This window comes from Pseudomonas baetica (assembly GCF_051216495.1).
In the GTDB taxonomy this organism is placed as follows: domain Bacteria; phylum Pseudomonadota; class Gammaproteobacteria; order Pseudomonadales; family Pseudomonadaceae; genus Aquipseudomonas; species Aquipseudomonas baetica_B.
In genome coordinates this window covers 1-9496 of record NZ_JBPKAM010000157.1, presented here as the reverse complement: position 1 = coordinate 9496, position 9496 = coordinate 1, and the positions used below count along the sequence as shown (strand labels likewise).

Annotated in this window: 8 protein-coding genes; 6 read left to right on the top strand and 2 right to left on the bottom strand. The window is 61.9% G+C overall.

The window, feature by feature from the left end; all coding sequences use genetic code 11:
• The 3 genes from ACSFE6_RS29545 to ACSFE6_RS29535 form a co-directional block, all read left to right on the top strand.
• Positions 1-1440 (top strand): cobaltochelatase subunit CobN (locus tag ACSFE6_RS29545; protein WP_435430910.1); only part of this gene is annotated, 1440 nt, incomplete at its 5' end.
• A 57-nt stretch (positions 1441-1497) separates the two neighbouring features.
• Positions 1498-2496 carry an ATP-binding protein gene (locus ACSFE6_RS29540; protein WP_435430909.1) on the top strand — a complete coding sequence of 333 codons (999 nt, stop codon included), beginning with the start codon at positions 1498-1500 and terminating at the stop codon, positions 2494-2496.
• 119 nt (positions 2497-2615) lie between these two features.
• A complete protein-coding gene (locus ACSFE6_RS29535) occupies positions 2616-3161 on the top strand; it encodes a vWA domain-containing protein (protein WP_435430911.1) in 546 nt (181 codons plus the stop codon).
• A 115-nt stretch (positions 3162-3276) separates the two neighbouring features.
• Here ACSFE6_RS29535 and ACSFE6_RS29530 read toward each other — a convergent pair whose 3' ends face one another.
• Entirely contained in the window at positions 3277-4500 is a 1224-nt protein-coding gene (locus ACSFE6_RS29530) for an NADH:flavin oxidoreductase/NADH oxidase family protein (protein WP_435430908.1), read from the bottom strand.
• A gap of 77 nt (positions 4501-4577) precedes the next feature.
• Between ACSFE6_RS29530 and ACSFE6_RS29525 the strand changes: the two genes are divergently transcribed.
• Positions 4578-4982, top strand: a complete 405-nt coding sequence (locus tag ACSFE6_RS29525; RefSeq protein ID WP_435430907.1) for a MerR family transcriptional regulator — start codon at positions 4578-4580, stop codon at positions 4980-4982.
• Here ACSFE6_RS29525 and ACSFE6_RS29520 read toward each other — a convergent pair.
• Positions 4968-6512, bottom strand: a complete 1545-nt coding sequence (locus ACSFE6_RS29520; protein WP_435430906.1) for an MFS transporter — start codon at positions 6510-6512, stop codon at positions 4968-4970. The two genes, ACSFE6_RS29525 and ACSFE6_RS29520, sit on opposite strands and share 15 nt — an antisense overlap.
• 103 nt (positions 6513-6615) lie before the next feature.
• On the opposite strand from ACSFE6_RS29520, the gene ACSFE6_RS29515 reads away from it, so the two are divergent.
• Positions 6616-7482 carry a LysR family transcriptional regulator gene (locus ACSFE6_RS29515; RefSeq protein ID WP_435430905.1) on the top strand — a complete coding sequence of 289 codons (867 nt, stop codon included), beginning with the start codon at positions 6616-6618 and terminating at the stop codon, positions 7480-7482.
• Between the two features lie 356 nt (positions 7483-7838).
• Positions 7839-9398 (top strand): TerC family protein, encoded by a 1560-nt coding sequence (locus ACSFE6_RS29510; protein ID WP_435430904.1) that lies wholly within the window; start codon positions 7839-7841, stop codon positions 9396-9398.
• The last annotated feature ends 98 nt before the right edge of the window (positions 9399-9496 follow it).

The following is a 9496-nucleotide window of genomic DNA, read 5'->3' as shown; positions in this document are numbered from 1 at the left end:
GGCGATGGAGTGTCAGTCGACATCAACGTGGCTGACACTCCATCGCCAGCAGGCTGGCTCCCACAAGAGGCGCGTTGGATTGAGGTTCAAGTCATCCTCGACAACCTGCGCGAAGTGATCGCGCCACGGCTTGACGCCTGCGGCCCGGCAGAAATGCGCGGCCTGCTCGATGCCCTCAGCGGTCGTTTCGTCCCGGCAGGCCCCAGCGGAGCACCGAGTCGCGGGCGCCTGGACGTGCTGCCCACCGGGCGCAATTTTTATTCCGTGGACGTGCGCAACCTGCCGACCACCACCGCGTGGCGCATCGGTTTCCAGTCGGCCACCCTGATTCTCGAGCGTCACCTGCAAGACCACGGCGATCATCTGCGTCAGCTCGGCCTGTCGGTGTGGGGCACGGCCACCATGCGCACCGGTGGCGATGACATCGCCCAGGCCATGGCACTGATGGGGGTGCGCCCGGTGTGGGCCACGGGCAGTCAACGGGTCGATGACTTCGAAATTCTGCCATTGAGTTTGCTCGACCGTCCGCGCGTCGACGTGACGTTGCGGGTGTCGGGCTTCTTCCGCGATGCCTTCGCCAACCTGATCCGCCTGTTCGATGCTGCCGTACAAGCGGTCGCTGCGCTGGATGAGCCGGATGACCTCAACCCGTTGGCGGCCAAGGTCCGCGCCGAACGCGAAGCGTTGCTGCAATCGGGCCTTGATGAAGACGCTGCGCGGCGTCAGGCCGGTTGGCGCATCTTTGGTGCCAAACCCGGCGCCTATGGCGCGGGCGTGCAGGGCGCCATCGACGGTCGCCTGTGGCAGAGCCGCGAGGACCTGGCTGAGGTCTACCTGAACTGGGGTGGCTACGCCTATGGCGGTTCCGACGAAGGCACCGCCGCACGCGAACCGTTCGCCCGACGGCTGAGCCAGGTGCAGGCTGTGCTGCAAAATCAGGACAACCGTGAGCACGACCTGCTCGACTCCAACGATTACTACCAATTCCAGGGCGGCATGCTGGCCGCCGTGGAAGCCCTCAGCGGCGAAGTCGCGGCGAGTTATCATGGCGATCACAGTCAACCGGACCTGCCGAAGATCCGCACGTTGAAGGAAGAGCTGAACCGGGTCATCCGCTCCCGGGCGGCCAATCCGAAATGGCTCGAAGGCGTGAAGCGTCACGGCTACAAAGGCGCATTCGAAATGGCGGCAACGGTCGATAACCTGTTCGCCTTCGACGCCACCACGCAGTTGATCGACGATCACCAGTACGCGTTGCTGGCCGACGCCTATTTGCTCGACCCGAACACCCGTGATTTCGTGCGCGAGCACAACCCCCACGCTTTGCGCGACATGACCGAACGCATGCTCGAAGCGCAGCAGCGGGGGATGTGGAAGGAGCCGGGTGAGTATCGTGAGGCGCTGGAGAACTTGCTGCTGGATATAGAAGAAGACACCTGACACATCACATTCCCCTGTGGTGTTTGTGAAATGACCGACCATGACCGAGATTGAACAATGAACGACACCCCGCATTTCCCGTTATCCGCCGTGGTCGGCGCCGACGACTTGAAACTCGCCCTGTACCTGACCGCCATTGATCCAAAGATCGGTGGCGTTCTGATCGAAGGCCCGCGCGGGATGGCCAAGTCCACATTGGCCCGAGGCCTGGCTGACCTGCTCGCCAGCGGTCAGTTCGTCACTTTGCCTCTGGGCGCCACCGAAGAGCGCCTGGTCGGCACCCTCGACCTGGATGCTGCCTTGAGTGAGGGACGCGCCCAATTTTCCCCGGGTGTACTGGCCAAGGCTGATGGCGGCGTGCTGTATGTCGATGAAGTCAATCTACTGCCGGATCACCTTGTAGACCTGCTGCTCGACGTCGCCGCCAGCGGCACCAACCTGATTGAGCGCGATGGTATTTCCCACCGGCATTCGGCGAAGTTCGTGCTGATTGGCACCATGAACCCGGAAGAGGGCGAGTTGCGGCCGCAGTTGCTTGACCGTTTTGGTTTGAACATTGCGCTCAGTGGTCACACTGCACCCGCCGAGCGTGGCCAGATCATCCGTCGACGACTGGATTTCGACAGTGATCCCCAAGGCTTTTGTGCCGAGTGGGAGCATCAGCAGCAATCGTTGCGTGAGCGCTGCCAAAAGGCGCGCAGTGCGTTGGCGAGCATTCCTCTTGACGATGCGGCGCTGGCGCAGATCACCGAACGTTGCTTCGCCGCCGGCGTCGATGGCTTGCGCGCCGATCTGGTCTGGTTGCGCGCGGCGCGGGCTCATGCCGCTTGGCGTGGGGCGAGTGCCATCGCCGAGGACGATATCGACGCGGTTGCCGAATTTGCCTTGCGCCATCGCCGTCGCGAGCACACGCCACCTGCGCCCCAACAAAGCCAGGCGACATCGTCTCAGCCTTCCGTCCCCAGCGAAGGTCAGGGCCAGTGGGGTGAAATGCCCGCCCAGGCGTTGCCGGCCGGCGCCCGACGTGAAGTGCCGAACTGGCCAAAAAAGCCCTAGGCATTCGCCCTCGGTCCGACGCGGGGGCGAATGCCGGATCCCGAGCCGGACGGCTGGCACATGGCAAACAGGGCAAACGTCAGGCGGCCCGCGATGGTTTGGTCAATTGGTCCGGCACGTTGCTCAATGGTCGGCCGCGTCGGCGTGAAGATTTGTTGTTTCATTTGGGCATGCGTTCGCCCCATGAACTGTGGCTGGTGATTGTCGACGCTTCCGCCTCGACCCGACGCCATCAAGCCCTGAGCGATGCCAAAGGTTTGCTGGCGCAGTTGTTCGATGACGCCTATCGCCAGCGGGCGCGCGTGGCCCTGCTCACGGCCAGTGGCGCATCGCCAAAGTGGCAAGTGCAAGGCCTGAAAGCGTCAAGTGGTCTGCGTAGTTGGCTTGATGGACTTGGCGCAGGTGGCGGCACGCCGTTGCTGGCCGCGCTGGGTGAAGCCGGGCATTGGCTGGTGGCGCGGCGCAAGCGTTTTCCTGCGGAGCAGCAGCGATTACTAGTGGTGACGGATGGTCGGTTGAAAGAATGGTCGATGTTGCCCGCCTTCGATTGCTCCGGATTGGTGATCGACATCGAGCGTGGACCGATCAGGCTTGGGCGCAGCAAGGTGTTGGCCGGGCAGTTGCAGGCTGAATATCGGCATATCGATGATCTTCTGCCAGGTTGAGTTTTGTGTTGCCTGTGCGGGCCTCTTCGCGAGCAGGCTCGCTCCCACAGAGAAATGCATTCCTACTGTGGGAGCCTGCTCGCGAAAGCGGTCTCTCGGCCAGCAGCTATTTTGATTACTTGCCCATCACCTGCCGGTACTGCCGAGTCCGTCGGGCGATGTAGACCCGATCCAGAATCAACGCCCACAACGCCGATACCTCTGGCCGAGTGCTGCGCCCGCGGCTCAAGCGATCAAGCTGGAATTTCACCACGGCCATGCTCGCAAGCGATGCCAGCGGTTTGCGCTTCCAACGAATCGGCGGCAGTTGTGGGTGGCTGTTCCGGCCTTCGCGCCATTGTTTGACCAACTGTGGCTCAACGGCCAGCGCCGTGCCGATGCCGGCCATGGCAATGCCGCTGTCGAGGACCTGTTCGACAATCGCCAGGCGCCGGATGCCGCCGGTCACCATCACCGGCATGCGTGCCACGCTGGCCAATTCGCCGGCCATTTCCAGAAAGTAGGCTTCACGGGCCAGGGTCCGGCCATCACGGGCTTCACCTTGCATGGCCGGTGCTTCGTAGCTGCCACCGGACAGCTCCAGCAGGTCGATCTGTTGCTCGTTGAGCCACCGGATCACTTGCCGGGCATCGTCGGCATCGAAGCCGCCACGTTGGAAGTCCGCCGAATTGAGTTTCACCGCCACGCAGAATTGCGGTGACACGGTTTTGCGTACCGCATCGACCACCGCCAACAGCAAGCGTGCGCGGTTTTCCAGCGAGCCGCCCCAGCGATCGGTGCGACGATTGGTCAGCGGCGAGAGGAATTGGCTGATCAGGTAGCCATGGGCGGCATGAATCTGCACGCCACTGAAACCGGCCTTTTCCGCCAGCGCCGCGCTGGTGGCGAAGCGTTTGATGACGTCCTCGATATCGCCTTCGCTCATCGGTTTGGGTTCGGCGAACATCTTGGAAAATGAGCCCAGGTCCAGCGCAACAGCCGAAGGCGCCAAGGCTTGCTGACCAAGGTTGGCCATGGTCTGGCGGCCCGGATGATTGAGCTGCATCCAGAAATGCGCACCACCCGAACGACCGATGCTAGCCCACTGGCGGAAGCGTTCGAGGTGGCGCTCGTCTTCCAGCACCACGCCACCGGGACCGGTCATGGCACGGCGGTCGATCATCACGTTGCCGGTCAACAACAAACCGGCTTCGCCTTCGGCCCAGGCTTGATACAAACGGAACAAGGCACGGTCGGGCGCTTGCCCGCGGTCGGCGAGGTTCTCTTCCATCGCGGCTTTGGCGATGCGATTGCCGAGGGTCTGGCCGTTGGGCAGATTCAAGGTTTGGAAGGGCGACATGCTTGACTCCTCATCAGTGATGGGGGGAGGCTAAGCTTAAAGTTAACTTTAATGTCAAGCAGGTAAACGAGGCCAAAATGAAGATTGGTGAATTGGCGCAACAGAGTGGCTTGAGTGCGTCGCGCATTCGCTTTTACGAGGCACAGGGTCTGATCCGTCAGGTCTCGCGCCAGGCCAATGGTTATCGGCGTTATCCGGCGCAAGTGCTGCAAACCCTGCAAATCATCCAGTGCGCCCAGCAGGCGGGGTTCAGCCTGGAAGAGCTTAAGCAACTATTGCCGGACACGGTGACGGGGGCGTTCAAACATGATGAATTGCTGGTGAGCCTGCAACGCAAGGTCGAGCAGATTGAAGCCATGCAACTGCACCTGGCGCAGAGCAAGGCGCAGTTACTGGGGTTGATCGAGAACATTCAGGCGCGGCCCGAAGGCATGGCCTGTGATGAAAATGCCGAGCGGGTGATGGCATCACTCAAGCGCTAAGGCTGCCTGTGGGGCTGGAAGCGGATTGCGCATCAGCGTGCCGACCACCAGTGCAGCCAGCAATCCCGCGAGTCCCGCGACCCACAGCAACAGGCTGAAGCCGCCGACGAATGCCTGGCGCGCCAACGGCTCGACCTCCGACCGTGCGGCTGGCGGCAGCAGGCTCATCGCCGCCGGCATGTCACCCGCTACCACCCCCGAGGCGATACCTTGCGTGTGTTCCAGCCATTGTCCGCCCTGCACCGACAGGCCCGCGTGCAGCAATTGTTCGCTATGGCCGGACAGCAACGCGCCGTACACGCCGATCGCCAGCATCACCGCGCTGAAGCGCATGGTGGTGCTCATGCCCGAAGCCATGCCGGTCCGCTCCCGGGGCACGCAGGCCATGATGTTTTTCTGCGTGTCGCCATTGAGTAATCCGGCGCCAGCACCTGTGACGGCAATCGCCATGGCGAAGGGCAGGTAACCGCCGCTGTTGACCGCCCAGGCACTGAGCAGGTTGCCGCTGCCCACCAATGTCAGCCCGATGGCCATCATGTTCGCGGGATGAACACGCCCCGCCAGCCGTGCGCCGATGCGCGGGAAAATCAACATGGTCACGGCAAACGGCAGCATGCCCAATCCCGCGGAAATGGCGCTGAAGCCCAGGCCGTTCTGCAAGTAGAACGGCAGCAGAGTCATCATCACCTGGGCGCACGCGGCGTAGGAAAACATGCCGAGCAGGGCGCCGATAAAGCGCGGGTGACGAAACAGTTGCAGGTCGATCATCGGCCGCTGCTGCAGGCGCTCGATCACCACGAATAGCCCCAGTAGCAGCGCACCTCCCAGCAGGCGCGCATAGGTGACGGGATTGTTCCAGCCGATCCGGTTGGCTTCGATCAGGCCCCAGATCAGGCACAACAGGCTCGCGCTGAAGGCGAGACTGCCCCAGGGATCGAGCCGCGCCGCTTGCGCATCGCGAGACTCCGGCACCGCACGCCAGACCATGTACATCAGGAATGCGCCGACTGGCAGGTTGAGATAGAAAATCCAGCGCCAGCCCACGTATTCGGTGATCAGGCCACCCAGGGTCGGCGCTGCGGTCATGGCCATACCCATGCAGGCGCCCCAGAACGCCCAGGCCTTGGCCCGTTCCACTTCATCGTGAAAGGTGTGGCCAATGGATGCGAGTGCGGAGGTCAATAGCAGTGCGGCGCCGACGCCCTTGATTGCCCGTGCGATATCGAGAAACAGCGCGTTCGGCGCCGCGCCGCAACCCAATGAGGCCAGGATGAAAATGCCCAGGCCCCACATCAGGGTTTTCTGCCGGCCAAAACGATCGGCCAGGCTGCCGGCGGGCAGCAGTAACGCGGCGAAGGCCAGCATATAGGCACTGACGACCCATTCGATATCTACGAAATTCGCCCCCAGATCCCGTGCGATGCTGGGTAAGGTAACGGCGACGATGTTGGTGTCGAGTACGATCAGCGAGCACACGGCAGAGGCGGTGAGCAAGGTCAGACGTGGACTAGCGCTGGGTTTGACGGGCATGGCAGGCGTTCTCTACTGTGAGGTTGCGTGCAGCTTATCGCCGGCTGACACTGCCTTTGTTAGGCATTCACCATCACTTCATTACCTCTGAGCTAATGCCGCCATGGACATCCGTCACTTCCGCTATTTCCTGGCCGTCGCCCGACAGCGCAATTTCACCCGTGCCGCCGAGCAGTTGGGCATCGCGCCGCCAACCTTGACCCGGCAGATCCAGGACATGGAAGCGGAACTGGGCGCGCGCCTGTTTCTGCGTCAGTCCCGGGACGTCGGCTTGACCGAGGCCGGCGCGGCACTGGTGATCGAGGCCGAGGCTACGGTACGGCAATTCGAGTCAGCGCAGCGCAACGCGCAACGCGCCGGCCGTGGCGAAATCGGCCATATCGAACTGGGTTACGTGGCCTCGGCTGTGTACTCCGGGTTGCTGCAAAAGCAGGTGCAGGGTTTTGCCATCGAGTACCCGGATGTCAGCCTCAACGTGCGGGAAAGCCCCATGGCCAGCCTGCCGAACATGATTCTCGAAGGGCGTTTCGACCTGGGTTACATCCGCTGCCCGCTGGCCTTGCCCGAGGGGATCGAGAGCATACGCCTGAGTGACGAAGGTTTCGTGTTGGCACTGCCGGTGGACTCGTGGCTCAACCGTTTGCCGGTGATCAACTCAGCGCATCTGCAAAACGAACATTTCATTCTTCCCGAACAGGTGGTTGGCACCTTGCAGGTCGCGACTCAGGGTGATTTCGTGCCGAAACTGGGGGCGCAACCGGGTGGATTGGTGGCGGTGATTGCGTTGGTGTCACTGGGACAGGGGGTGGCGGTGGTGCCGGAGTCGGTGGTCGGGCATGTCGGTTTGCCGAATGTGGTGTATCGGCAGATCAGCGATTGCAATGCGACTTCGTGGTTGGCGTTGGTGTATCGGCGATTTGAGAAATCACCGGCGGTGGTGCGGTATATCGAGCGAGTCAAGCGTGGCTAAAAGCTTCGCGAGCAGGCTCGCTCCCACAGATCCTGCGCATACCCTGCTCGCGAAGGCAACCTCCAGATCTGCGACAATCCAGAGCTGCTACAGATCTTGAAATGATTTCAGGCTGTAGGAATTGTCATTATCGCCTGTACGATTCAAGTCCTTTTTTCCTTTCAGGACTTGCATGAACACCCTCACGGAGCCCCCCAGTAACCCTTTCCCCTCGCGCCAACGCGCGGTCTTGATGCACGCGAAACATCCGGTCTTTCGGCTTCCGATTTCCCCTGACATTGCAGCTCCACGGCCTCTGCGCCGCGCCTTGCCGTGCCCGGCATTCTGAATCCACTTAAAGAGATCGAGACGTTTTTATGGAATGGTTAGCCGACCCCACCGCGTGGCTGGGCTTGTTGACGTTGATTGTGCTGGAGCTGGTGCTGGGCATCGACAACCTGGTGTTCATCGCCATCCTCGCGGACAAGTTGCCGCCGGAACAACGCGACCGCGCGCGGTTGATCGGTTTGTCCCTGGCACTGTTGATGCGCCTGGGCTTGCTGGCGAGTATTTCCTGGTTGGTGACCCTGACCCAGCCGTTATTCGAGGTGTTCGACAAGAGTTTCTCCGGGCGTGACCTGATCATGCTGTTTGGTGGTGTGTTCCTGTTGTTCAAGGCCACGATGGAGTTGCACGAACGCCTTGAAGGGCATGTCGGCCAGCGTACTTCCAGCACGACCTACGCACTGTTCTGGCCGATCGTGGCACAGATCGTGGTGCTCGATGCGGTGTTCTCCCTCGACGCGGTGATTACCGCCGTGGGCATGGTCGATGAGCTGGCGGTGATGATGATCGCGGTGATCATTTCCATCGGCCTGATGATCGTCGCCAGCAAACCGCTGACCCGGTTTGTCAACGCGCATCCGACAGTGATCATGCTGTGCCTGGGCTTTCTGATGATGATCGGCTTTGCGCTGACTGCCGAAGGCCTGGGCTTCCACATTCCGAAAGGCTATCTGTACGCGGCCATCGGTTTCTCGATCCTGATCGAGGTGTTCAACCAGATTGCCCGGGCACGACGCAAGCGCTCGATGCAGGGCCTGCGACCGATGCGCGAGCGTACGGCCCACGCCGTGATGCGTTTGCTCGGTGGGCGCAAACTGGCGGTGGAAGAGGTCGGTGAAGAGATTGTCGACATGCTCGACGACGGCGAGGCGCAGAGCGAAGAACTGTTCGACCGGCGTGAGCGAGTGATGATCAGTGGCGTGCTGCAACTGGCCGAGCGACCGATCCGCTCGCTGATGACCGTGCGCGCCGACGTCGATCACATCGATCTGGCCGATGACGCGGAGGCGATTCGTACGCGGTTGATGCACTCGTCCTACTCGCGCCTGCCACTGATTCGCGACGGCGCGGTGGATGAGCCACTGGGCTTCGTGCACAAGAAGGAGTTGCTCAAGGAGTTCCTGGCCGGCAACCAGCCCGACCTGGCCCATCTGGCGCGTCAGACCATTAACCTGCTGGACAGCTATTCGATCCTCAATGCCCTGGAGCAGATGCGCAAGGCTTCGACGCACATCGCGTTTGTGGTCAACGAATTCGGCGATTTCGTCGGCGTTTTGACCATGACCGACATCCTCGAATCCATCGCCGGCGAGCTGCCCGACGCCAGCGAAATCGAAGGCCCGGACGTGGTCGAGGAGAAGGGCGGCTTCGTGGTCAGCGGCGCCTTGAACCTGGCGCGGGTGCGGCAACGGACCGGATTCGCCGCAGAGCCGACCGATGACTACCAAACCCTGGCGGGGTTGGTGGTGAGCCTGCTGGATCGGTTGCCGATGATCGGCGACAGCCATGAGTGGGAAGGCTGGCGGATGACGGTGATGTCGGTGCAGGAGCGGCGGGTGACGCGGGTGTTCCTGGCGCGTTTGGACGGGTAATGCTGTGTCGAGGCTGATGGCCTCTTCGCGAGCAGGCTCGCTCCCACATTTGGAACGTACGCCCCCGTGGGGACAAAACCACCCGCGCAAAAAACCAA